We start from the raw sequence: 21,149 nt of genomic DNA, 5'->3' as shown, positions 1-21,149 counted from the left end.
TCACCTCGGATTGGCTGGTGGCGATGTGGGAACGCTTACCTGCGGACTGGCCTCAGGCTGTTGTAATACACTTACCGGCTCGTTCTGGCTTTCAGCGTTTTCATGCAAAATGGACTGTTCAGCCTGCCTGTTCAGCACCAGCAGGCTGATACGCCGGTTGACGGCGTCCTCGGGCCCCCGATCGCTCAACCGCATCGTGGCGGCCATACCGACCACCCGTAATACCTTGCCGTCATCAAGACCGCCCTGCACCAGTTCGCGACGCGAGGCGTTGGCGCGATCGGCAGATAACTCCCAGTTGCTGTAGCCCTTCTCCCCGGAGGCGTAAGGGAAATCATCGGTATGGCCGGACAGGCTGATACGGTTTGGAATGCCGTTCAGCACCGGGGCGATCGCCCGCAGAATGTCGCGCATGTATGGTTCGACCTCGGCGCTGCCGGTTTTAAACATCGGCCGGTTCTGGCTGTCGATAATCTGGATACGCAGCCCTTCCTGCACCAGATCGATCTTCAGATGCGGGCGCAGCGCGCGCAGTTTGGGGTCGGATTCAATCAGCTGATCGAGATCGCCGCGCAGCTTGCTCAGTCGGCTTTGCTCCATCCGCTTTTTCAGTTCGTCGATGTTGGGCTGTTTGTGGACCTCCCCTTTCTGCTGGGTAAAGTCGTCGCCGCCGCCGGGGATCGGACTTTCGCTGTCAGAGAACCGATGGCCGCCCGTCACCGCCGTCGCCAGCGGCGTACGGAAATATTCGGCAATCTGGATCAACTCTTTAGGGCTGGAGATAGAAATCAGCCACATCACCAGGAAAAAGGCCATCATGGCGGTCATAAAGTCGGCGTAGGCAATTTTCCATGAGCCATGTGCGCCGCCACCATGACCTTTCGCTTTGCGCCGTTTGACGACGACGATTGGGTGGGACTGGTTCTTCATGATTCCTCGGTCGTCTGCGAGTTCGGGTTTCTGACGGCGCGAACGTGTTCTTCCAGCTCAATGAACGACGGACGTTCGCTGGAATAGAGCGTTTTACGGCCAAACTCGACGGCAATCGGCGGCGCATAGCCGTTCAGATTGGAGAGCAGCGTAACCTTGACGCACTGCATCATCTTGGTGGTTTCCGCGCTTTTCTGGCGCAACACAGTGGCAAGCGGCGAGATAAAGCCGTATGCCAGTAGGATGCCGAGGAAGGTGCCCACCATCGCGTGGGCGATAAGCGCCCCCAGCTCGGCCGCCGGTCTGTCGGCCGACGCCAGCGCATGCACCACCCCCATCACCGCGGCGACGATACCAAACGCAGGCAGCGAATCGCCCATCAGCGCAAGGCTGTTGGCCGGGACTTCCGCTTCGCTTTCGTGGGTTTCAATCTCTTCATCCATCAGGGCTTCGATTTCGAAGGTGTTCATATTGCCGCTGATAATCAGACGCAAATAGTCGACGATAAACTCCAGCATCACCGCGTCGGCCAGAATGCGCGGGTAGCTCGCGAAAATTTCACTCTCTTTCGGATTTTCAATATCACGTTCCAGCGAGAACATGCCCTGCTGTCGGGACTTTGCCATCAGGCGATAGAGCAGCGCCAGCAGATCCATATACATCGCTTTGGTGTATTTTGAACGGCGAAACAGCAACGGCAGCGCTTTCAGCGTACCCTTGATAGCCTTACCGTTGTTACCAACGATAAACGCCCCTATTCCCGCCCCTCCGATAATCACAAATTCAGCCGGTTGATAGAGTGCCCCAAGGTGCCCGCCGGTCATCATATAACCGCCGAAAACTGTACCGATAACAACCAGGTAACCTAATAAGATAAGCACGACATCATCCTTTCGCTGTTGACTATGACAGGATGCGCAGTCGGAGAGTTAACGCGGCGGCAAGGCAAAAAAAAGCAGCGGTAATCGCTTACCGCTGCTGGAGTGTTTTGCCCACACCGTTCCGGTTAAACAGCCTGTTCGATCTGTTCATCCAGCAGTTGTGGAATAATATCGGCAGCATCCTGGGAAAGTTTACGTCTTTTTACCGCCCTGGAAGGCGGCTGGCATAAACTGCAGGCGAAACTGCCAGCCGGTTGATGGGCATGGGTAATAAAATTACCGCCGCAGCAGCTGCAGCCCGACAGCTGTAACAAACCACTCTCAACGAAACGAACCAGCGTCCAGGCGCGGGTTAACGCCAGCAGCGGTCCATCTTCGCCGTGCGGACACTGCTCAAGGTACAGTCGGTAGGCTTTAATGACCGCGTCCACCCCGCTGCACAGTCCGGTTTTGAGCAAAAACTGCCATGCGTTACAGAACATGGAGGCATGAATGTTTTGCTCCCAGGTCATAAACCAGTCCGTGGAAAACGGCAGCATCCCTTTCGGCGGCGGGCTGCCGCGGAGTTCTTTATACAATTTGATGAGGCGACCACGACTTAATTGCGTTTCGCTTTCCAGCATTTGCAAACGGGCGCCCAGGGTGATCAATTCCATCGCCAGCTGGATATCGCGAGCTTCCTGAACAATGCTTTTTTCACTCATCATCAGGCCCTTTTCTTACGCGTCGTTTCACCTGCCTGATCGACATCACTCAACAGACGCGTGGATAACATAATACTGGTATGAATTTGTTGGAGATCGTCCACCCGCGAATCCTGCGTTAATCGGGTGATGGTCTGGTGACTGTCAAAGCGGAAATGACACACTAACTGGTTCGTTTCCGCCAGTTTAACCATCTGCGGAAGGGTCAGGTTACCCAACGAGGTCGCCATCTCTTCGTTGATTCCGAGACGAAACATGGCGGACGCTTTGTCCTGAACGATCAGGCGCTGTGCAAGAAGTAAATATGACAAATTGATGTCATAAATGTGTTTCAGCAACTCGGATGTATGCATTATTCCCATCCAGAATAACCAACTTTATTTTTATGCGGTATAACCGCACCCCGTGATGTCGCCGGGAATTCCCGGTAAAAAATTTAAGTAGGACAATTAGTTAGGAAAAATCAGGCGCTGCATGTGAATGACCGCCTCCCTGTCGTTAAGACCAGCGTTTACACGTTCACATGTTTTCTTACAAATGCCTAAGATTTTTCCTAAATCGACGCAACTGTACTCGTCACTCCAGTGACATACAACAAAGCCACGCTGCGCAGTTGAAAAATATGTGATCTCACTCACACAAATCAACTTATTTATTCACTTTAATCCATCAGTTGAGCTTTTATTTTGGTGAATAAATAATCAATGAAACACCTTTTGCTTTCTGAGGTCATAAAAATAAGCTATCAACGGCGCGCAAAGAGATGCGTTACCGTCGGTAATATAACGAACAGAAAATAATCAAATCACATTGATTTTCCTAATGAATCCCAATTTTTTTTATTGTTTACAAACAACCAGTTAATAATAATCGATTTTTTATTGATACGCATCGCTTATGATTTGATTTAAATTAATATCATTTACCAATTGTTTAACTGCGAAAATTGCAAAGTGACAAATTTGATTTAAGTCGTGTATTTTCGTTAAACAGTTGGGTTTATCTTGCTGCATACTGTTAAGGGAATTTAATGAATAATTATGATTGCCTTCACATAATTGCCTTATTGAAGCATTGCAGTGAAAAGAGAATCGGAGTAATGCTGAAGTACTCCCTCATATCCTTGCAATAAGGAGCGAGTTATGAGTTATCACCATATTCTTGTGGCCGTTGCGGTCACGCCTGAAAGCCAGCAGCTTCTGGCAAAAGCGGTATCCATCGCCCGTCCTTTAAACGCCCGCATCAGCCTGATCACCCTTGCCGCCGATCCCGAAATGTACAATCAGTTCGCCGCGCCGATGCTGGAAGACCTGCGTATGGTGATGCATGAGGAAATACGTCAGTTTTTGCGCCAGCTGTGTCATGATGCCGGTTATCCGGTAGAGCAGACGTTCATCGCCAGCGGTGAATTAAGCGAACATATTCTGGACGTGTGCCGCAAACACGATGTGGATCTGGTGGTCTGCGGCAATCATAATCAGAGCTTCTTTTCGCGAGCGTCCTGCTCGGCGAAAAGTGTGGTCAGGTCAAGCCTGGTGGACGTCCTGTTAGTCCCGCTTGAGGGCGATTAATCGCCGGGAGATACCGATCAGGCCAGTTTAGGAAAGGTCGCCACTTTACTCTGCTGCAGGCTTTCTGCGCTGCGCGGCGCTATCTGCTTTAGATCGGCGATGAAGCGCTCCTGCCAGTGGTTAATGTCATTTTTGACAATCACCTCCAGCATTTCGGCATGCCGGGAAATACGCTCAGCCAGTGGCATAGTGAGCGCGCGATCCAGCGCCGCCGCCACTTCATCACGGTCATACGGGTTGACAATCAGCGCCGAGGTCAGCTCATTCGCCGCGCCGGCAAACTGCGACAGCACCAGCACGCCGGGATTAGCCGGATCCTGCGCCGCCACAAACTCCTTCGCCACCAAGTTCATCCCGTCACGTAGGGGTGTCACCAGCCCCACGTCCGAATAGCGGAACACCTTCATCAGCAGCTTGCGGTCAAAGTGCTGATTGAGGTAGAACAGCGGCGTCCAGCCCAGCTGGCCGTACTTGCCGTTGATGCGCCCCGCCTCGGTTTCAAGCTGATGGCGGATATCCTGATAGGCCTGCACGTCGCCGCGCGACGTCGGGGCAATCTGGGTATAGCGAATTTTGCCATGATGCTGCGGATATTTCTCCAGCAGCGCTTCATACGCCTGAAAACGCTCCGGCAGCCCTTTCGAGTAGTCCAGACGCTCCACGGAAAAGATATTCTTCAGATTCTTCAGTTCAGCTTTGAGCTGAGCCAGCTTCGGCGGCAGCGGTCCTGCGGCCTGCTGGGCGATTTCATCCGGTTCAATCCCGATGGGATAAACCTGGGTATGGAAATTTTTTCCCCATGCGCTATGGCTGAAGCGCTCCCTGGTCTGGATTCGCGTCAGGCTGGAGAGGCTGTCGAGGAAGGCCAGCCGATCGTTTTCGGTCTGAAAGCCCAGCAGATCGTAATCGCACAGCTGTTCCAGCAGTTCCTCTGAGCACGGCAACGCGTTGAAAATTTCCGGCGTCGGGAAAGGAATATGCAGGAAGAAGCCAATACGGTTGTTGACGCCGCGCTTGCGCAATTCGCTGGCGAAAGGCAGCAGGTGATAATCATGGATCCAGATAATGTCATCATCTTTCAGCAGCGGCAGTAATTTATCCGCCAGCAGCGCATTCACCCGCTGATAGCCTTCCCAGGCCGAACGCTGGAAATTCACCAGATCCAGACGATAATGGAACGCGGGCCATAACACGGCGTTGGAAAACTGATTGTAATATTCTTCGTGATCCTGCTCGTTCAGGTTAAACGACGCCCAGGTAATATTGCCGCGAGTGACCTTTTTTAACGGCTGATCCTCGTTACCCAGCTCGCCACTCCAACCGAACCATAAGCCCCCTGCCGCCTTAAGCGCGCCGAGTACCCCAACAGCCAGTCCACCTGCGCTGGTCTTGTTATCCGGGGGAGCAATTCGATTAGATACTACGACTAAACGACTCATAGCCATTTCTCCTGTCATTCGTGGTTTTTTCTTGTAGTTGTGTGTGAATAGATTCCAGCCTGCGCCAGACCTCCTGTACCCCGGCCAGCCGCCATTTTGCCTGCGTTTCGCCTTCGCCGACTTTCACTGAGATCCCGCCCGCTTTGTTCACCGCCATGAAACCTGCCTCATCGGTCAGATCGTCGCCCACAAAAATGGGCGTTCGTCCGGCAAACGGCGCTTCCTGCATAAACGCGGTTATCGCTTCGCCTTTATTGGTTCCCTTAGGTTTTATTTCGACCACGCATTTACCCTGCTGGAGGGAAAGCTGCGGCCAGGTTTGCGTGATGCGCAGGGCAAGCGTCTGTAGCACGGTTTCATACTCAGGCGCCTGCCGGTAGTGCAGCGCAAAAGCCATGCCTTTGGTTTCAAGCTCCGTCCCCGGAAGCGCCGCCAGCGCGTTATGCAACTGTACGCTGATTTCACGCTCAATGGCCTGTGGAAGATGCACAATATGTAGTTGACCATTGATATCACGGCGCTCAGCTCCATGAACCCCGGCCAGCGGAAAGCGAAACGGCTTCGCCAGCGCGTCAAGTTCAACCATCGAGCGCCCTGAAATCAATGCCAGCGCTCCGTTGTTACACTCGGCGAGACGATGAAGTATCTGAAGGATATTGGCGGGTACCACAACCTGGTCGGGATGCGGTTTTATCTCCGCAAGCGTCCCATCGAGATCAAAAAAGTAAGCATAGCGCGCGGTTAATTCTGGTATTACGGTTAACGGTTCTGCCACCCGGTTCTCCTCCTTTCCAATCGTTGCTGCTGCGCGCGGATCGCGCGGCATAAGCAAGGATAAGTATAGACAGTGTGACGCTGCTCGCTATTTGTCAGGGCTGTTGCCAGCTGGGTTGACGGCTGGCAACAGGGGGAAGTGAGAGGAAAAAATTGCCGGTTATTTCATCAAACGCTGCGTTTCGCTTTTTGCTTGTAACGGTCGAAGATCACTGCTGCCAGCAGGATTAAGCCGCGCACCACGTACTGAGCGAAAGGCGAAATATTGAGCAGGTTCATGGCGTTCTCCACGGTGCCTAAAATCAGCACCCCGGCCACCACATATGAGATTTTTCCGATGCCGCCTTTCAGGGAAACGCCGCCCAAAACGCAGGCTGAGATGACGATCAGCTCATAGCCGATGGAGGTCATTGGCTGACCGCTGGTCATACGCGATGCAAGAATAATCCCCGCCGCCGCCGAAACCAGACCGGAGAGCACAAAGATAATGATTTTGGTGCGCACCACCGGCACCCCTGCCAGCCGCGCCGCCTCTTCATTGCCGCCAATCGCCAGCGTGTTACGCCCGAAAGTGGTTTTATTGAGCAGTAAACCAAAGATGATAAGGCAGGCCACCGTAAGCCAGATGGGCGCCGGTAAGCCAAACCAGTTAGCGTAGCCGAGGGCAAAAAAGCGCTCATCTTCAATCCCTACCGCTTTACCATCGGAGATGATATAGGCCAGACCGCGAACGATCTGCATGGTGGCGAGAGTGGTAATCAGGGCGTTAATCTTCAGGCGCGCAATCACGAAGCCGTTGACCAGCCCGCACAGGACGCCAAGCAGCAGCCCCGCGCCGACGCCAATCCACAGGCTTTCGCTCATGTTGATCGCCACCGCCGTGGTGACCCCGGCGCAGGCAATCACCGAGGCGACGGAGAGGTCAAAATCCCCTGACGCCAGGCAGAACAGCATCCCGCAGGCCACCATACCCGACATGGAGATCGCCAGTCCCAGCCCCTTCATATTGATGAAGGTGGCGAAGTTCGGCACAAACAGGGCGCAGGCGAGGAACAGGACGGCAAACACCACCAGCATGCCATACTGATCCCAGATACGCCCGGGGTTAAACGGCGACTTTGGCGCGCCCGATCCGGAAGTAGTTACGGAAGACATCTTTCTCTCCTTTCTCAGGCGACAGCCTGGCTGACTTTAGGCATTGCGAGGCTCAGCGCCTGCCGCTCATCCGCCTGTTCGTGAAGTAGTTCCCCGGCGATTTCTCCTTCCCGCATGACGACGATGCGGTCGGCGACGCCGAGGACTTCCGGCAGATCGCTGGAGGCAAACAGCACGGCGACGCCGCGCGCGGCCAGGGCGTAAATAACGTTATAAATTTCGTGCTTCGCGCCGACGTCAATACCGCGCGTCGGTTCGTCGAGTAAAATCACCTTCATCTCTTCCGACAGCCAGCGACCAAGAATCGCCTTTTGCTGATTACCGCCGGAAAGGTTCATGATCAGCTGATCGGCGCCAGGCGTTTTGATGTTCAGAGAGCGAATATGATGATCGGCATTGCTCTCTTCCCAGCCGTTATTGATCAGGCAGCCGCCGAGCACGTGCCTGCGCCGCGCGCTGATATTGATGTTGTCACGCACAGAATGTACCGGAATGATCCCTTCAGCTTTGCGATCTTCCGGACAGAGCATCATCCCGGCGGCGATAGCGTTTGCAGGCTTGCGGATATCAATCGCTTTGCCATCGATGTAAACCTGCCCTTCTTCCCGCCAAACAGCCCTTTCATCAGTTCGCTGCGCCCGGCGCCCACCAGGCCGAACAGGCCGACGATTTCGCCGCTGCGCACCGTCAGGCTAACCGGCATGCGAACGCCATGTGCTTTAACGCCGTGCAGGCGCAACCGCTCGGCGCCGTACTGCCGCGGCTGCCAGCCATAAATATCGCCCAGGTCGCGGCCGACCATCGCCTGCACCAGCAGATCGTGGTTAACCTGCTGCATATCGGTGAAGGTTTTGACATAGCGGCCATCTTTAAAGACGGTGATCGCGTCGCTGAGGGCGAAAATCTCCTCCATACGGTGGGAAACGTAGAGGATCACGCGCCCCTCTTTGCGCAGTTCGCGGATCACGCGAAACAGATTGTCAATCTCTCTGGCCGAAAGCGAACTGGTCGGCTCATCAAAAGCGATAATTTTGGCGTTCCGCGCCAATGCCTTGGCGATTTCCACCATTTGCCATTGGCCAATGGAGAGATACTTCAGCGGGGTGTCCGGATCGATATCCATCCCCAGATGTTTAAGCTGTAATCCCGCCTCGTAATTGAGCAGCGTGCGATTAACTATGCCGCCTTTGTGCGGAAGCTGGCCGAGGTAGATATTCTCCGCCACGGTCATTTCCGGGACCAGATGCAGTTCCTGGTAAATTATCGCCACGCCGGCGTTTAATGCGGCAGTGGCGTCAGCAAAGGCGACCTCCTGACCGCGAATCGCCAGCGTGCCCGTGGTTGGCGCATAGTTACCGCTGAGAATTTTTAACAGGGTGGATTTCCCGGCGCCATTTTCCCCCATCAACGCATGTACCTGGCCGGCATAGCAGTCAAAACTGATATCGGTGAGCGCCTTAACGCCCGGAAAGGTTTTACCAATGCCGCGAAATGAGAGATACGGGGTAGAGTGCTGCATAACAACTCCTCGTTGACATCTTTTGCCTGATGGCGGCTGCGCCTTGTCCGGCCTGCAGATCCACGCCGGAAAGCTGGCCGGCGATCCCAGACCCGGCAAGCGTCAGCGCCACCGGGCAGTTTGCGACAATCGACGTTACTTACCGCCTAACCCTTTTTTCGCCAGTTCTTCTTTAAAGTTGTCGCGGGTAATCAGCACCACGTCGGTCACTTCGGTGAATTTCGGCGGCTCGATGTCTTTCGTCACCCAGTTGTAGAGCATTTCGCTGGACTTGTAGCCGTGTACGTCCGGGCTCGGCAGCAGGGAGCCATAGAAACCAGTGGCCTGCGCTTTCGACAGTTCGCTCACCGCATCAACGCCGTTAATGCCGATACCGATAACGTCCGGGGCTTTAAAACCCTGCCCTTCGGTCGCGCGCACGCCGCCGAGCACGGTGTTATCGTTCATGCCGACGATCAGCCAATGTTTCACTTCCGGGTGCTGAACCAGCATCGAGTTGGCGGCGTCAAATGCGCCGGGGATATCGTTGGATTTGGTCGGCACCTGATAAATCTGTTTCTCCGGGAAGCCAGCGGCTTTCAGGGCGTCCATCGAACCGCTGGTGCGGCGGCGGGCTGTATCCAGTTCATTGGCGGTAATCGCCATCACCGCGCTCTCTTTGATATCCCAGCCTCGTTTTTGCATCTCTTTGTACAGCTCCTGCCCCTGACGCTCGCCAATTTTGGTCGCCGCCATCATCACCAGCGGAACGCTGTCCATCGGCTTGCCTTTGGCGTTAACAAACTGGTCATCCACAGCAATAACCTTCATGTCATAACCGCGCGCTTTCGCGACAATCGCTGAGCCGAGTTTGGGATCCGGCGTACAGATAACGAAGCCTTTTGCGCCGCTGGCCGCCAGGCTGTCGATGGCATTAAGCGTTTTCTCACCGTCCGGCACGGCAATTTTAATCACCTCAAAGCCCAGATCTTTCCCGGCCTTATCGGCAAATTTCCATTCTGTCTGGAACCACGGCTCCTCCGGCTGTTTGACGAGGAATCCCAGCTTCATGGTTTCTGCAATAGCGGATTGTGACATAACGGCAGCCAGACCAATGGCCGCCAGCGCTTTAGTGAATTTGTGCATGGTTAACTCCAGCTTTAGCGTCATTTTATGTAGGGTAAAATCAAATGATTCTTTGTAATTCAGACGTAAAACAAGGCATTACCCGTTATTTATTCGGTCAATGCCAGTTCTGGAATAGTTGTAGCGGGAAAATGATTCTCCATAGGAGAGCGGCATCACACCGCAGAATTACAGTAATTGCGTACATAAATTCAGCGGAAATTGACATAAGAAAGGCAGGTATTGTCAGACAAATTAAACGCGCTGTAGCACATTAATCCATAAGATCAGCCAACGAATCCTTGTCCCCGGACGCTCATTAACCGGGGACAAGCGCATTACCATGAATAATAAATATGTTCGGCGTGATCGCGCACGGGCGCGCTATCGCCGAGCAAACGGGCCGACAGCGTCAGGGCAAAATCAAAAATATGCCCAAGTCCTTTTCCACTGAGCAGATTTGCATCCTCAACGACCGGCGCGTCGACATACACGCCATCGGTCACCGTTTCATAGAGCTCGCCCGAACAGACATAGCGACGGCCTTTTAATAACCCGTTACCTCCCAGCACGCGCGCCGCCGCGGAGCACACGGGGCAGATCCATTTTCCCGCGGCGTCATGGCGGGAGATAAAATCAATCACCTGCGGATTCGCCGCCAGTTTGACGCTCCCCTGGGGACCGCCCGGCAGCACGATCGCGTCATACAGGGTATCGAGACGTCCAGCCAGGGTCTGATCGGCGACCATCGGGATGTCGTGGTAGCTCACGACCGCACGGGACTCGGCGCAGGCCAGCGTTTCGACGCCGATATGCAAACGGCGTAAAATATCAATAGTGACAATCGCTTCCGCTTCTTCAAAACCGGGTGCCAGTAAGACAGCAACCTTTTTCATTCCTGTTACCTCGTTCAACAATGCCAGCCGGACCGAAATGACGAAGTGATCACTCGGTTAAATTAAATGAGAACTGGCGAAAATGATCTGGCGCAAAAATCAACAACCGCTAATTTCTGCCTGAACAACCCCTGCTGATAATTACGTGATTGAAAAAATAATTATCAATAATCCGATCCTAACACGTCAGCCCAGCGTCATTTTGTGATCTGAAACACTATTTCAAAAACAAAAAGTCATTTAAAAACATTAAAAAACATAATGATAGAAAATCAATGCTAATGATTATTTTTTTCGCCTGAAGAATATATTTCAGACTAATGTGTAAATGTTCATAAACTTTTTTAGCTAAGGATTTTCTTATTTAAATTTCCTGGCTATGCTTATTTTATGTGGCGCTTAAGCCAGCTTCAGGAACACACCGACGCGGCAGAATCACTTTATTCTGTCGCCAGTAACATGTGCAGATTCACTTTGCACATTCCCTCATTCAGGTAAGTAATAAGGATATTGATATGGCTGTTGTTGGAATCGTTCACAAACTCAATACTCAGATGAATCTTGAGTTTTACGCCTCCAATCTCTATCTCCATCTGAGCGAATGGTGCTCAGAGCATAGTCTGACGGGCACCGCGACTTTTCTTCGCGCGCAGGCTCAGAGTAACGTCACGCATATGATGCGCATGTTCAATTACATGAAGAACGCCGGGGCCAATCCCGTGGTGAAAGCTATCGACGTGCCGGGAGATGATTTGCATTCGCTGGAAGAACTGTTTCAGAGAACGCTGGATGAGTACCAGCAGCGCGCCAGCACGCTTTCACGACTGGCCGAAGAAGCGCAGGCGCTGAATGATGCTTCGACGCTGACTTTCCTCCACGATCTGGAAAAAGAGCAGCAGCAGGACGGGCTGTTACTGCAAACCATCCTGGATGAGGTGCGTAGCGCTAAACGCGCGGGGCTGTGCGCGGCGCAAACCGCTCAGCATCTGCTTAACGTCGTCAATTATCAGCAGCACTAATCCCTTCCCCCTGTCACTGGCCTGCATTTCGCTTTCCGGCAGGCCAGTGGCGAACTACCTTCCTGCCTGCCGCCCCATTTCTGGCGGATCGCAAAAAAGCATTTCAAAATTTAAAACATCGGTTTATTTTAATGAGCTTCGCCCTGAGGCGTAAATTTCAGCTCAATCAGCGCAATCGCTTTCTGGATAGCACGCAGCGTGACGGGATCGGCTGCCGCAGGATGGGTGGAAAAATCGATATTCTTTAGCTGGCTGGACATTTTTTCGCGGACCTCGACCGGCGCGATCACATCAAGCACATCGAGGATCTGTTTGATAACCAGCTGGCAGGCGACAACATCGGAAACCAGTTCCTGATCGGCATTCATCGGTTGGGACATACTTTGCGCTCCTGAAAGAGTTGAAAGGTCGCCATAGTACCGATTACGCCGCAGAAACGGTAGCAATGTCTGACGCTCTGCGTAACAGATATAAAAAAACCTGCCGAAGCAGGTTTTTTTAATCAGAACATAGCGCCAGGCGGTACGTCTTTGAAAGTTTTGCAATAATTTTCGAACATACTCTTAAGGACTTTACGCAGTTTCATGGCACGACTCCAAAGGTGTTGTTATGCAGGTGTTATTTCCTATGTGCGTATAATATGACATCCATCACATAAATCAACTGTTTTGTGATGCCAATCACAATTTAAAATTAACATTTTGTTTTCATTCTGGTCTGTTTTATTGAAGAATCAACTATCTACACCATTATCAGTTCCAGTAAATTTTTATAATTTTTTTTGAATGGCAAGGACATGAAGCAAGAAAATTCAGGCGCAGAACGCAGACGGGGCATCTCTTCTGCCGCCCTGCTCGTTGCCGGCGCGTTCTTTATGGAATTTATCGACGGCACGGTGATCGCCACCGCCCTGCCGGATATGGCCAGCAGTTTCGGGGTCCAGGCGGTTGATCTGAATATTGGCATCAGCGCTTACCTGATAACCCTGGCGGTACTCATTCCCGCCAGCGGCTGGATAGCCGATCGCTTTGGCGCGCGCAAAGTCTTTACCCTCGCGCTCGCTATCTTTACCCTCGCGTCGGTGTTTTGCGGCCTTTCCACCACGCTTGAGAGTTTTCTGGCGATGCGCATTTTACAGGGCGTCGGCGGCGCGCTGATGGTTCCCGTCGGGCGCCTGGCAGTGCTGCGCACCACGCCAAAACATCAGCTTATTACCGCCATCGCCACCCTCACCTGGCCTGCGCTTGTCGCGCCGATTATCGGTCCGCCGTTAGGCGGATTTATCACCAGCTATGCGAACTGGCGCTGGATCTTCTTTATTAACGTCCCGCTGGGCCTGCTGGCGATCGCGCTGGCGCTGCGTTTTATTCCGGATATTAAAGATGACGAACGCCGCCCTTTCGATCTGCCGGGTTTTATCGCCACCGCCGTTGCAATGGTCAGCCTTGTTTATGCGATGGAGCTGCTGGGCGCACAGCATCCCAATGCAGGATTAACGATCGGGCTTATCGCGCTGGGCGCATTCAGCCTGGCGTTTTCGCTGCGCCATTTTCAGCGAACGCCCTTTCCGATGATTCGCCTGGACGCCATGCGGGTGCCGACCTTTCGCGTCACGATGTACGGTGGCTCGCTCTTTCGCGCCTCAATCAGCGCGGTACCGTTTTTACTGCCGCTGATGTTTCAGGTGGGATTTGGAATGAATGCTTTTCAGGCGGGTTCGCTGGTGCTGGCGGTATTTGTCGGCAATCTGACCATAAAGCCTGCCACAACGCCGCTGATCCGCTGGCTGGGGTTTAAAAAGCTACTGCTGATCAACGGCGCGCTGAACGTGCTGGCGCTGCTCGCCTGCGCGCTGATTACGCCCGACACGCCGGTGTGGCTGATATTACTGATTCTGTATCTGGGCGGCGTCTTCCGCTCCATTCAGTTTACGGGCATCAGCACCCTCGCCTTTGCTGACGTACCGCCAGCGCAGATGAGCTACGCCAATACCTTATTCAGTACCGCTACGCAGCTGGCCGTTGGGCTGGGGATTTCGCTGGGAGCGATTGGCATCCGGGCTGGCGCAACCGTGAGCGAATGGCTGGCGTTAAGCGCCATACCGGGCATTAGCTTTCGTCTGGCGTTTGTGGCGATCGCGATAATTTGCCTGATCGGCATGATAGATACGTTAAGGCTGGCGAAGGATGCGGGAAGCGCGGTGTCAGCAAGAAAAACTGCCGGATGACGCTGGGCCATCCGGCAGAGGTGTAACGTTTAGCCGAGAATTTCGCGAACGAACGCTTCGATCTCTTTGTCCTGGCAGTTTTCAAAGAAGCACTGCTGGAAGCGTGGGCCGGATACGGCGGTTTTTACCAGCTGCGGATCGATCGCACGCAGGGTGTCGAGGTAGTTTTCTTTTACCACTGCGGCTTTCACCTGGTTCAGAATGCCTGCGTTACGGACCTGCGGCTCTTTACGCTCCGGCGGATACCCTTCACCTTTACGGCCGGTGAACGCTTTCTCAAAGATAAAGCGGACGTTCAGCTCCGCGCCCCAGCCAAATCCTTTCGCAAACGGCAGCGACAGTGCGTTGCCGTTATTGATCTGCGCGAACAGGAAGGCGTCAGCCGGATCGATACAGTAGCCGCACACCACGCCGGGGTGGATGTTCAGCGACATCAGCGCCCCCTGACCGGTGCCGCAGCCGGTGACCACAAAGTCAACCGCTCTGGAGTTCAGCAGAATGCTGGCCATGATGCCCAGATGGATATAGGTCAGATGATGGTCGTTCTCATCGCTCATCCCGACGTTGAATACCGGAAAACCTTTTTCATCCGCAACGGCCTTCAGCTCGTTAAGAATGACGGCGTTTTTGCTCGCCTGGCTGTTTTCCATCATCAGTGCAATTTTCATTCTGTCTTCTCCTGAATACGATGCGGGTTAGCCCGCCCTGAATCAATGACGTTTGATGAACACTACTACTTCTCAAACACACTTTCAAATTTTGTGAAAAATGGTTTTAAAAAATTGAGTTGGCTTCACATTTTTGCACTGAGACGGCAGTCTGCCTCTGGTCGTGGTGATTAATGATTGCTGATTTATCCGCTATTCCGCCCATTGAAAAGCAGGCCCGTTGGTTAGGATAGCCTATCACCGAGCAATCAGAGCGATACCATGAAGAGTCTCATTATTGCCCTTTCACTGACGCTGCTTTCAGGCTGCACGATAACCAGGCAGGCTGAAGTGAGCGAAATCAGCGCGACGACAGGGGTTGTCCGTTTAAGCTACGGCCAGGCGATGCTGCAAAATGCCCGTACGGATGACTATACCGCGCACGGCACCGCAACGCGGGAGTGTCAGCAACTGGGCTATGCCAACGCCGTTCGTTTCGGCCAGCCGGTCAGCACCTGTAGCCTCTACGCTGGTTCATTGTGCCTGAACGAAAAAATAACCATCGCCTATCAGTGCCAGGGCATCGCAATGTCGCAAACGCTTCCCATTTATTATTAAAAATAAGGCCAGTATCTCACTGGCCTTACTGTTTTATAGCGCAAATGCGTTTTATTCCCATTCGTATTTTTAATAAATAATTTTATTATTTTACCTTTTGCAAATATTTAAATAACAAATTATAGTGGCGCCACATCATCTGTTTGACACCGACGGGGAGTACTATAACCATGCTGAAAAAAGAAATGATCGATAAACTTAATGAGCAAATGAATCTGGAGTTATATTCTTCCCTGCTCTATCAGCAGATGAGCGCCTGGTGCAGCTACCATAGCTTTGAAGGCGCCGCCGCCTTCCTGCGCCGCCACGCGCAGGAAGAGATGACGCATATGCAGCGCCTGTTTGATTATCTTACCGATACCGGCAGCTTGCCGCGCATTAATACCGTTTCTTCGCCTTTTGCGGAATATGCCTCACTGGATGAATTATTCCGCGCGACCTATGAACACGAACAGCTTATCACCCAACAAATTAATGAGCTGGCTCACGCCGCCATGATCAGCCAGGATTATCCTACCTTTAATTTCCTGCAATGGTACGTTGCCGAGCAGCATGAAGAAGAAAAATTATTTAAATCGGTCATTGATAAATTAACGCTGGCGGGTAAAAGCGGCGAAGGCCTCTATTTTATTGATAAAGAGCTTTCCACGCTCGATACGGCAAATTAAGTTCAGACGGTGAGGCGCTCCTCACCGTTTTTTTAATGGCGGCAAATCTTGCTTTCATGGGTTGAAAAACCGTCATCCCGGGCAATGAATTTGCCTTTTGCCGCCAGAAACGCCACCAGCTCCCCAGCCGTCATATCCGACGCCGAACAGGTGTGAAAACGCGCCTGCTCGCCGAAGCGCGCTTTGATCGCCGCTTCAAGGCTTGCCGACGAGTAATTCTCGCCAGATTCAATCATCATATTCAGTACTTCGTGACCGTGAATGGAACTCATACATCCTCCCAATAAAAGAAAGGCGTAGTCTGACAGGCAACCTCTTTATCTGCTTTGCGCTAAAGCAGGTTCGGTGCAATGGTGCGTGTAAAATTTAATTTACAACCCCTGTAACGGTGATTTGACGAAAATAACGTTATGCCTTACTCTGCGCCGCAGATCTCACCGTTGTTTATCTGCAGGACAGTGTAAAGCGTGAAAAATAGAACCCTGGGAAGTGTTTTCATCGTGGCTGGCACCACCATTGGCGCCGGGATGCTGGCGATGCCGCTGGCATCGGCTGGCGTCGGTTTTGGCATCACCTTTGCGTTACTGGCAGGACTGTGGGGGTTGATGTGCTATACCGCGCTGCTGCTGCTTGAGGTCTATCAGCACGTCCCGGCCGATACCGGGCTGGGATCTCTGGCGAAGCGCTATCTTGGCCGCTACGGCCAGTGGCTTACCGGTTTCAGTATGATGTTTCTGATGTATGCGCTAACCGCCGCCTATATCAGCGGCGCCGGCGAACTGCTGGCGGCCAGCCTCAGCGACTGGACCGGTCGGGCAATAACGCCTGCTGCGGGCGTTCTCCTGTTCACCCTGGTGGCCGGTGGCGTGGTCTGCGCGGGAACGTCACTGGTCGATTTGTGTAACCGTTTTTTGTTCAGCGCCAAAATTATCTTTCTGGTGCTGATGCTGACGCTGCTGATGCCGCATATTCACAGAGTTAACCTGTTAACCCTGCCGCTTGAGCAGGGGCTGGCGCTTTCCGCCATTCCTGTAATCTTCACCTCATTCGGCTTTCACGGCAGCGTACCGAGCATCGTCAGCTATATGGGCGGCAATATTCGCAAGCTGCGCTGGGTATTTATCACCGGCAGCGCCATTCCGTTAATTGCCTATATTTTCTGGCAGCTGGCGACGCTGGGAAGCATCGCTTCCCCGGTCTTTACCGGCCTGCTGGCAGAGCACGCAGGCCTGAACGGGCTGCTACAGGCACTGCGTGAAGTGGTCGCTTCCGCGCACGTCGAACTGGCGGTGCATCTTTTCGCCGATCTGGCGCTGGCAACCTCTTTCCTCGGCGTGGCGCTTGGGCTGTTTGACTATCTGGCGGATCTGTTTCAGCGTCGTAATACGCCGACCGGACGGCTACAGACCGGGGCGATTACCTTTCTGCCACCGCTGGCGTTCGCCCTTTTCTATCCGCGCGGTTTTGTGATGGCGCTTGGCTATGCCGGTGTGGCGCTGGCGGTGCTGGCGCTTATTATTCCTTCGCTGCTGGCATGGCGGAGCCGCAAACAGAACCCGCAGGCTGCCTACCGCGTGCCGGGCGGACGTCCTGCGCTGGCGCTGGTATTTCTCTGCGGGATCGCCGTCATTGGCGTGCAGTTCAGTATTGCCGCTGGCTTGCTGCCTGAAGTGGGGTAATGGATAAAAGGAGTGAAGGCCCGACTGGCAGAGCGCCATCAGGCCATAAAAATCAGTGCAGGCAGCACTGCTTATATTTTTTACCACTGCCGCAGGGACAGGGATCGTTGCGTCCTGGCTTAGCCTGCGCCTTTACCGGCGCCTGCACTGGCGTCTCTTGCGGATGCGCCATCCAGTAGGCGTGCAGGTCCAGCGCCGCCAGACGAATAGCATCCACGCTCTCTTCAAACGCTTCCGGCGTCAGTTTCTCAACCGCCTCAAAGTTCTCTTCGGTGCCATGCAGCGCGATGGCGTCCAGGGCAGGCTTCAGGGTATCGGGTAAAGCGGACCAGTCCGACAGCGCGACCCCGCGCATGTAACCGAAGCACCACTCTTCGACGATAGTGACCTCATGCCCATCGACTTCCCGCAGGCCGAACAACGGCTCGAACTGCTCGGGAAATTCATCGAGGCGATCCGCAGTATCCCCCATATGCTGGAAAACGAGATTCATAAAGTGCGTCATCTCTTTTTCTGGGGACCAGCGTGGAACATATTGCGCACCGCCCCATATGGCGACCAGCCACTCCTCTGGCTCAATTTCCCGCGGCGAGCTGAGAACGGCGGTTAACAGTCCGTCCAGCTCCGCGACATCCAGAATGGCATGTTCAGTGTTGTATTTTGTCAGCACGTCGTCCAGCCACTCCAGTTCACTTTCGTTTAACGGTCCCGTTTTCATCATACTTTTCCTCGCTGCTATTTTGTTTGTTTATCTTACAGGCTGGAAGGAGCGGCGAATACCTCTTGTTTGCCGTTGCGCTCACAAATCGCATCAGCGACGTTAAGGCTGTTTTTGAGTTATAAAAAATAGAAAACTACTACATAGAGCAATTTTTACCCGCATCAATAAATTAGTATTATTTAATAATTGCAAAACTCAATAATAACCAGGAAACAATAATAGGAATGCATCTATATCCAAAAAATGTAATATAATGTAAATAAAAACATCATACAAATCACATAAATTATTAAAAATCAACACTTTCTCCGTAACCATTAAAAAAGTGATCATTTTCAATAGGTTATGAACTATTAGTATTTTCCACTAGGCTAGATCTGGCTTTAAGATTTGTATTATTTTTTTACGCAGCTCTGGATTGAAGGTGAGTATGGAATGGACTGTGTTTGATACCGTTGTCAGCCCGACGACGGGGATGTGTTTCTCATGTATTTGCGGTTTGAGAAATTTGAAATTGACCCTCTGGTATCAGGCAGATATATTTTTGACCGCAGGTTGTATCATTGAGCCGTTTAATGATGGGGTATTAATAAACAAAAAACCCTACCCAATCACAGTCTATAATGTCACGCGTTACAATAAAGAATTGTGGAACGCAATGAAAACAAAAAGCTTATGCCCCGGTAATAATGAACATCACGGTAAATATTGTGACCAGGCGCACCTCTGTATCATTGCCGTCTGCCCTTATGGGCTGATTAAGCTAAAGAACGTCTGACAAAGACAGCTGTTCAGAATTGATCGTTAGCAGTTAATTTATAAAAGCAGCAACGATGAAGCGGTAATAGCGAGCAATAAAAAAACCGGAGATGTGAACTGCCCCCCCAAAAGTTGGACACTCAACGAAGTAAGGTGCAGTTTTTTATGAGCAAGTATTCTCTCAGTTTTAAACTTGAGGTCGTGCAGCACTATCTTTCCGGGCAGGAAGGACAGGAAGCGACAGCAAAGCGTTTTGGTATCGACCACAGTGCCGTTCGTAAATGGACTGCTGCCTGGAAGCTTCATGGTCAAGCCAGGCTGACAACCCGGCATTTCACCTGTTCTCCTGCCTTTTCCACTGTTTGTCAGTGGGAACGGCTGTATGATGAAGGGGGTTCCGAAGCCCTTACTGACAGCCGACGCAGGAAAAAAATGATGCCAGAACGCCCTGAAAATCACTCAGTCCCTCTTTTGCAGGCACTCCTGACCCGGATGAACGAGAGGAGCCTGAACAACTGCGTGCTGAAGTGACATATCTAAAAAAGCTGCAGGCCTTACTCAGGGAAAGAAGCACGTCAAAACGCGGGATAAAACGCAGGTCGTGAATGAGTTAAGGCCGGAGTTCCCTCTTGTACGCCTGTTAAAAGCGGCAGGGCTGGCGAGAAGCACATTCTACTGGCAACTGGCCAGCGGTAAAAAACCAGACCAATATGCCGGTGATAAGAGGCAGATTTTAACGCTGTTCCATAAACACAAAGGACGGTATGAATACAGGCGGATCACGCTGGCGAGCCGCCGGGAAGGAAGCTTACTGAACCATAAAACGGTTCAGAGATTAATGAAGGAGTCAGATTTAACCTGCTGTATCAGAAGGAGGAAATATAACTCTTACAGAGGCCGGTACGGGAAAGCTGCGGGTAATGTACTGAATCGGCAGTTCAGAGCGGATAAGCCCAACCAGAAGTGGGTAACAGATGTCACGGAATTTAAAATCAACGGAGAAAAACGGTATCTGTCTCCGGCTCTGGATCTGTATAACGGAGAAATAGTTGCATATCAGATGGCGTCCCGTCCTCTGCTGCCGATGGAGGATGATATGCTGTCGAAAGCGATATCGGTACTGGGCAAGGACGAATATCCGCCATTGCACTCAGATCAGAGCTGGCAGTACCAGATGGCGCATTATCAGAAGCGGCAAAAGGAGGGGGGACTGAAACAGAGCATGTCCAGAAAGGGAAACTGTCACGACAGTGCAGTAATGGAAAGCTTCTTCGGTACGCTGAAGTCTGAATGCTTTTACCTGTCGGACCATAAAAATATCAGCGAGTTGCGCATGGCTATCGATGATTACATCCACTATTACAACCATGAAAGAATAAAACAGAAACTGAAAGGCCTGAGTCCGGTAGAGTACCGGACTCAGGCCCTGATAGCCGCTTAATATAAACCGCCCAACATTATGGGGTCACTTCAGAAGGGTGGTTTCACGATACTGCTTATTGCTTTGATTATTCTGTCATTCCCAATGGTACCCGGAGCGGGACTTGAACCCGCACAGCGCGAACGCCGAGGGATTTTAAATCCCTTGTGTCTACCGATTCCACCATCCGGGCTCGGGAAGAAAGTGGAGGCGCGTTCCGGAGTCGAACCGGACTAGACGGATTTGCAATCCGCTACATAACCGCTTTGCTAACGCGCCGTAATACTTTGTTTTACAACCGACATCCGCAGCTGCCGATGTCTTTAATCTGGAGCGGGAAACGAGACTCGAACTCGCGACCCCGACCTTGGCAAGGTCGTGCTCTACCAACTGAGCTATTCCCGCATAATCAAGTAAG

At 52.4% G+C, this 21,149-nt stretch carries 21 protein-coding genes, 3 tRNA genes and 2 pseudogenes; 8 read left to right on the top strand and 18 right to left on the bottom strand.

The window, feature by feature from the left end; all coding sequences use genetic code 11:
* The 4 genes from motB to flhD all read right to left on the bottom strand — a co-directional run bounded on the left by motB (position 1) and on the right by flhD (position 2,868).
* Positions 1-930 (bottom strand): flagellar motor protein MotB, encoded by a 930-nt coding sequence (gene motB, locus K7R23_RS16745; RefSeq protein WP_012906171.1) that lies wholly within the window; start codon positions 928-930, stop codon positions 1-3.
* Positions 927-1,811, bottom strand: coding sequence for a flagellar motor stator protein MotA (gene motA, locus K7R23_RS16740; RefSeq protein WP_012906172.1), 885 nt, complete (start codon positions 1,809-1,811; stop codon positions 927-929). Before motA ends, motB begins: the two co-directional genes overlap by 4 nt.
* Before the next feature lie 125 nt (positions 1,812-1,936).
* Entirely contained in the window at positions 1,937-2,521 is a 585-nt protein-coding gene (gene flhC, locus K7R23_RS16735) for a flagellar transcriptional regulator FlhC (protein WP_081442307.1), read from the bottom strand.
* Positions 2,518-2,868 (bottom strand): flagellar transcriptional regulator FlhD, encoded by a 351-nt coding sequence (gene flhD / locus K7R23_RS16730; protein ID WP_024132713.1) that lies wholly within the window; start codon positions 2,866-2,868, stop codon positions 2,518-2,520. The genes flhC and flhD overlap by 4 nt, the downstream gene beginning before the upstream one ends.
* A gap of 789 nt (positions 2,869-3,657) precedes the next feature.
* On the opposite strand from flhD, the gene uspC reads away from it, so the two are divergent.
* Positions 3,658-4,086, top strand: coding sequence for a universal stress protein UspC (uspC, locus tag K7R23_RS16725; protein WP_012906176.1), 429 nt, complete (start codon positions 3,658-3,660; stop codon positions 4,084-4,086).
* A 17-nt stretch (positions 4,087-4,103) separates the two neighbouring features.
* On the opposite strand, the gene otsA is transcribed toward uspC, so the two are convergent.
* The 6 genes and pseudogenes from otsA to K7R23_RS16695 form a co-directional block, all read right to left on the bottom strand.
* Entirely contained in the window at positions 4,104-5,525 is a 1,422-nt protein-coding gene (gene otsA, locus K7R23_RS16720) for an alpha,alpha-trehalose-phosphate synthase (RefSeq protein WP_012906177.1), read from the bottom strand.
* Positions 5,500-6,300: a trehalose-phosphatase gene (gene otsB, locus K7R23_RS16715; RefSeq protein ID WP_012906178.1), complete on the bottom strand. Its 801-nt coding sequence runs from the start codon at positions 6,298-6,300 to the stop codon at positions 5,500-5,502. The genes otsA and otsB overlap by 26 nt, the downstream gene beginning before the upstream one ends.
* Before the next feature lie 167 nt (positions 6,301-6,467).
* Entirely contained in the window at positions 6,468-7,454 is a 987-nt protein-coding gene (gene araH, locus K7R23_RS16710) for an arabinose ABC transporter permease AraH (RefSeq protein WP_012906179.1), read from the bottom strand.
* A 14-nt stretch (positions 7,455-7,468) separates the two neighbouring features.
* Positions 7,469-8,973 (bottom strand): annotated as a pseudogene (gene araG, locus K7R23_RS16705) (L-arabinose ABC transporter ATP-binding protein AraG).
* Between the two features lie 135 nt (positions 8,974-9,108).
* The gene (gene araF / locus K7R23_RS16700; protein WP_012906180.1) at positions 9,109-10,098 is read right to left on the bottom strand and encodes an arabinose ABC transporter substrate-binding protein AraF; all 990 of its coding nucleotides are present in this window, start codon (positions 10,096-10,098) and stop codon (positions 9,109-9,111) included.
* A gap of 317 nt (positions 10,099-10,415) precedes the next feature.
* Positions 10,416-10,973, bottom strand: coding sequence for a DJ-1/PfpI family protein (locus K7R23_RS16695; RefSeq protein WP_012906181.1), 558 nt, complete (start codon positions 10,971-10,973; stop codon positions 10,416-10,418).
* A gap of 515 nt (positions 10,974-11,488) precedes the next feature.
* Between K7R23_RS16695 and K7R23_RS16690 the strand changes: the two genes are divergently transcribed.
* On the top strand, positions 11,489-11,992 hold the full coding sequence (locus K7R23_RS16690) for a non-heme ferritin-like protein (protein WP_012906182.1): 504 nt from the start codon (positions 11,489-11,491) through the stop codon (positions 11,990-11,992).
* 128 nt (positions 11,993-12,120) lie between these two features.
* On the opposite strand, the gene K7R23_RS16685 is transcribed toward K7R23_RS16690, so the two are convergent.
* Positions 12,121-12,372, bottom strand: coding sequence for a DUF2766 family protein (locus K7R23_RS16685; RefSeq protein ID WP_012906183.1), 252 nt, complete (start codon positions 12,370-12,372; stop codon positions 12,121-12,123).
* A 122-nt stretch (positions 12,373-12,494) separates the two neighbouring features.
* Positions 12,495-12,578: a stress response protein AzuC gene (azuC, locus tag K7R23_RS16680; protein WP_148222135.1), complete on the bottom strand. Its 84-nt coding sequence runs from the start codon at positions 12,576-12,578 to the stop codon at positions 12,495-12,497.
* 210 nt (positions 12,579-12,788) lie between these two features.
* On the opposite strand from azuC, the gene K7R23_RS16675 reads away from it, so the two are divergent.
* Positions 12,789-14,219 carry an MFS transporter gene (locus K7R23_RS16675; protein WP_012906184.1) on the top strand — a complete coding sequence of 477 codons (1,431 nt, stop codon included), beginning with the start codon at positions 12,789-12,791 and terminating at the stop codon, positions 14,217-14,219.
* A 29-nt stretch (positions 14,220-14,248) separates the two neighbouring features.
* Here the strand turns inward: K7R23_RS16675 and K7R23_RS16670 are convergent, their stop codons facing one another.
* Entirely contained in the window at positions 14,249-14,887 is a 639-nt protein-coding gene (locus K7R23_RS16670; RefSeq protein WP_012906185.1) for an RpiB/LacA/LacB family sugar-phosphate isomerase, read from the bottom strand.
* Positions 14,888-15,148: 261 nt separating this feature from the next.
* Between K7R23_RS16670 and K7R23_RS16665 the strand changes: the two genes are divergently transcribed.
* Together K7R23_RS16665 and ftnA are read left to right on the top strand one after the other, a co-directional pair.
* On the top strand, positions 15,149-15,484 hold the full coding sequence (locus K7R23_RS16665; RefSeq protein WP_012906186.1) for a YecR-like family lipoprotein: 336 nt from the start codon (positions 15,149-15,151) through the stop codon (positions 15,482-15,484).
* Between the two features lie 170 nt (positions 15,485-15,654).
* Positions 15,655-16,152: a non-heme ferritin gene (gene ftnA, locus K7R23_RS16660; protein ID WP_012906187.1), complete on the top strand. Its 498-nt coding sequence runs from the start codon at positions 15,655-15,657 to the stop codon at positions 16,150-16,152.
* Between the two features lie 32 nt (positions 16,153-16,184).
* Here the strand turns inward: ftnA and K7R23_RS16655 are convergent, their stop codons facing one another.
* The gene (locus K7R23_RS16655; protein WP_024132714.1) at positions 16,185-16,424 is read right to left on the bottom strand and encodes a YecH family metal-binding protein; all 240 of its coding nucleotides are present in this window, start codon (positions 16,422-16,424) and stop codon (positions 16,185-16,187) included.
* A gap of 195 nt (positions 16,425-16,619) precedes the next feature.
* Between K7R23_RS16655 and tyrP the strand changes: the two genes are divergently transcribed.
* On the top strand, positions 16,620-17,831 hold the full coding sequence (tyrP, locus tag K7R23_RS16650) for a tyrosine transporter TyrP (RefSeq protein ID WP_012906189.1): 1,212 nt from the start codon (positions 16,620-16,622) through the stop codon (positions 17,829-17,831).
* Between the two features lie 52 nt (positions 17,832-17,883).
* Here tyrP and K7R23_RS16645 read toward each other — a convergent pair whose 3' ends face one another.
* Complete coding sequence (locus tag K7R23_RS16645) at positions 17,884-18,549, bottom strand: YecA/YgfB family protein (RefSeq protein ID WP_012906190.1); 666 nt, start codon at positions 18,547-18,549, stop codon at positions 17,884-17,886.
* 433 nt (positions 18,550-18,982) lie between these two features.
* Here K7R23_RS16645 and K7R23_RS16640 point away from each other — a divergent pair, with 433 nt between their 5' ends.
* Both K7R23_RS16640 and K7R23_RS16635 read left to right on the top strand, forming a co-directional pair.
* Positions 18,983-19,330, top strand: coding sequence for an anti-adapter protein IraM (locus tag K7R23_RS16640; protein WP_024132715.1), 348 nt, complete (start codon positions 18,983-18,985; stop codon positions 19,328-19,330).
* A 146-nt stretch (positions 19,331-19,476) separates the two neighbouring features.
* A pseudogene (locus tag K7R23_RS16635) lies at positions 19,477-20,752 on the top strand (IS3 family transposase).
* A gap of 85 nt (positions 20,753-20,837) precedes the next feature.
* Here the strand turns inward: K7R23_RS16635 and K7R23_RS16630 are convergent.
* The 3 genes from K7R23_RS16630 to K7R23_RS16620 all read right to left on the bottom strand — a co-directional run bounded on the left by K7R23_RS16630 (position 20,838) and on the right by K7R23_RS16620 (position 21,136).
* Positions 20,838-20,924, bottom strand: a tRNA-Leu gene (locus K7R23_RS16630).
* A gap of 12 nt (positions 20,925-20,936) precedes the next feature.
* Positions 20,937-21,010: transfer RNA gene (locus K7R23_RS16625), tRNA-Cys, on the bottom strand.
* Positions 21,011-21,060: 50 nt separating this feature from the next.
* Positions 21,061-21,136, bottom strand: a tRNA-Gly gene (locus K7R23_RS16620).
* Positions 21,137-21,149 lie beyond the last annotated feature (13 nt).

This window comes from Citrobacter rodentium NBRC 105723 = DSM 16636 (genome assembly GCF_021278985.1).
GTDB lineage: Bacteria > Pseudomonadota > Gammaproteobacteria > Enterobacterales > Enterobacteriaceae > Citrobacter_A > Citrobacter_A rodentium.
Note: the sequence above shows the minus strand (reverse complement) of the source record. Positions and strands in the feature narration are given on the sequence as shown.

What these genes read in the sequence shown, in the direction of transcription:
- motB (WP_012906171.1), bottom strand. Translation starts at nt 930, where the DNA reads ATGAAGAACCAGTCCCACCCAATCGTCGTCGTCAAACGGCGCAAAGCG.
- flhD (WP_024132713.1), bottom strand. Translation starts at nt 2,868, where the DNA reads ATGCATACATCCGAGTTGCTGAAACACATTTATGACATCAATTTGTCA.
- uspC (WP_012906176.1), top strand. Translation starts at nt 3,658, where the DNA reads ATGAGTTATCACCATATTCTTGTGGCCGTTGCGGTCACGCCTGAAAGC.
- otsA (WP_012906177.1), bottom strand. Translation starts at nt 5,525, where the DNA reads ATGAGTCGTTTAGTCGTAGTATCTAATCGAATTGCTCCCCCGGATAAC.
- araH (WP_012906179.1), bottom strand. Translation starts at nt 7,454, where the DNA reads ATGTCTTCCGTAACTACTTCCGGATCGGGCGCGCCAAAGTCGCCGTTT.
- araF (WP_012906180.1), bottom strand. Translation starts at nt 10,098, where the DNA reads ATGCACAAATTCACTAAAGCGCTGGCGGCCATTGGTCTGGCTGCCGTT.
- K7R23_RS16695 (WP_012906181.1), bottom strand. Translation starts at nt 10,973, where the DNA reads ATGAAAAAGGTTGCTGTCTTACTGGCACCCGGTTTTGAAGAAGCGGAA.
- K7R23_RS16690 (WP_012906182.1), top strand. Translation starts at nt 11,489, where the DNA reads ATGGCTGTTGTTGGAATCGTTCACAAACTCAATACTCAGATGAATCTT.
- K7R23_RS16685 (WP_012906183.1), bottom strand. Translation starts at nt 12,372, where the DNA reads ATGTCCCAACCGATGAATGCCGATCAGGAACTGGTTTCCGATGTTGTC.
- azuC (WP_148222135.1), bottom strand. Translation starts at nt 12,578, where the DNA reads ATGAAACTGCGTAAAGTCCTTAAGAGTATGTTCGAAAATTATTGCAAA.
- K7R23_RS16675 (WP_012906184.1), top strand. Translation starts at nt 12,789, where the DNA reads ATGAAGCAAGAAAATTCAGGCGCAGAACGCAGACGGGGCATCTCTTCT.
- K7R23_RS16670 (WP_012906185.1), bottom strand. Translation starts at nt 14,887, where the DNA reads ATGAAAATTGCACTGATGATGGAAAACAGCCAGGCGAGCAAAAACGCC.
- K7R23_RS16665 (WP_012906186.1), top strand. Translation starts at nt 15,149, where the DNA reads ATGAAGAGTCTCATTATTGCCCTTTCACTGACGCTGCTTTCAGGCTGC.
- ftnA (WP_012906187.1), top strand. Translation starts at nt 15,655, where the DNA reads ATGCTGAAAAAAGAAATGATCGATAAACTTAATGAGCAAATGAATCTG.
- K7R23_RS16655 (WP_024132714.1), bottom strand. Translation starts at nt 16,424, where the DNA reads ATGAGTTCCATTCACGGTCACGAAGTACTGAATATGATGATTGAATCT.
- K7R23_RS16645 (WP_012906190.1), bottom strand. Translation starts at nt 18,549, where the DNA reads ATGAAAACGGGACCGTTAAACGAAAGTGAACTGGAGTGGCTGGACGAC.
- K7R23_RS16640 (WP_024132715.1), top strand. Translation starts at nt 18,983, where the DNA reads ATGGAATGGACTGTGTTTGATACCGTTGTCAGCCCGACGACGGGGATG.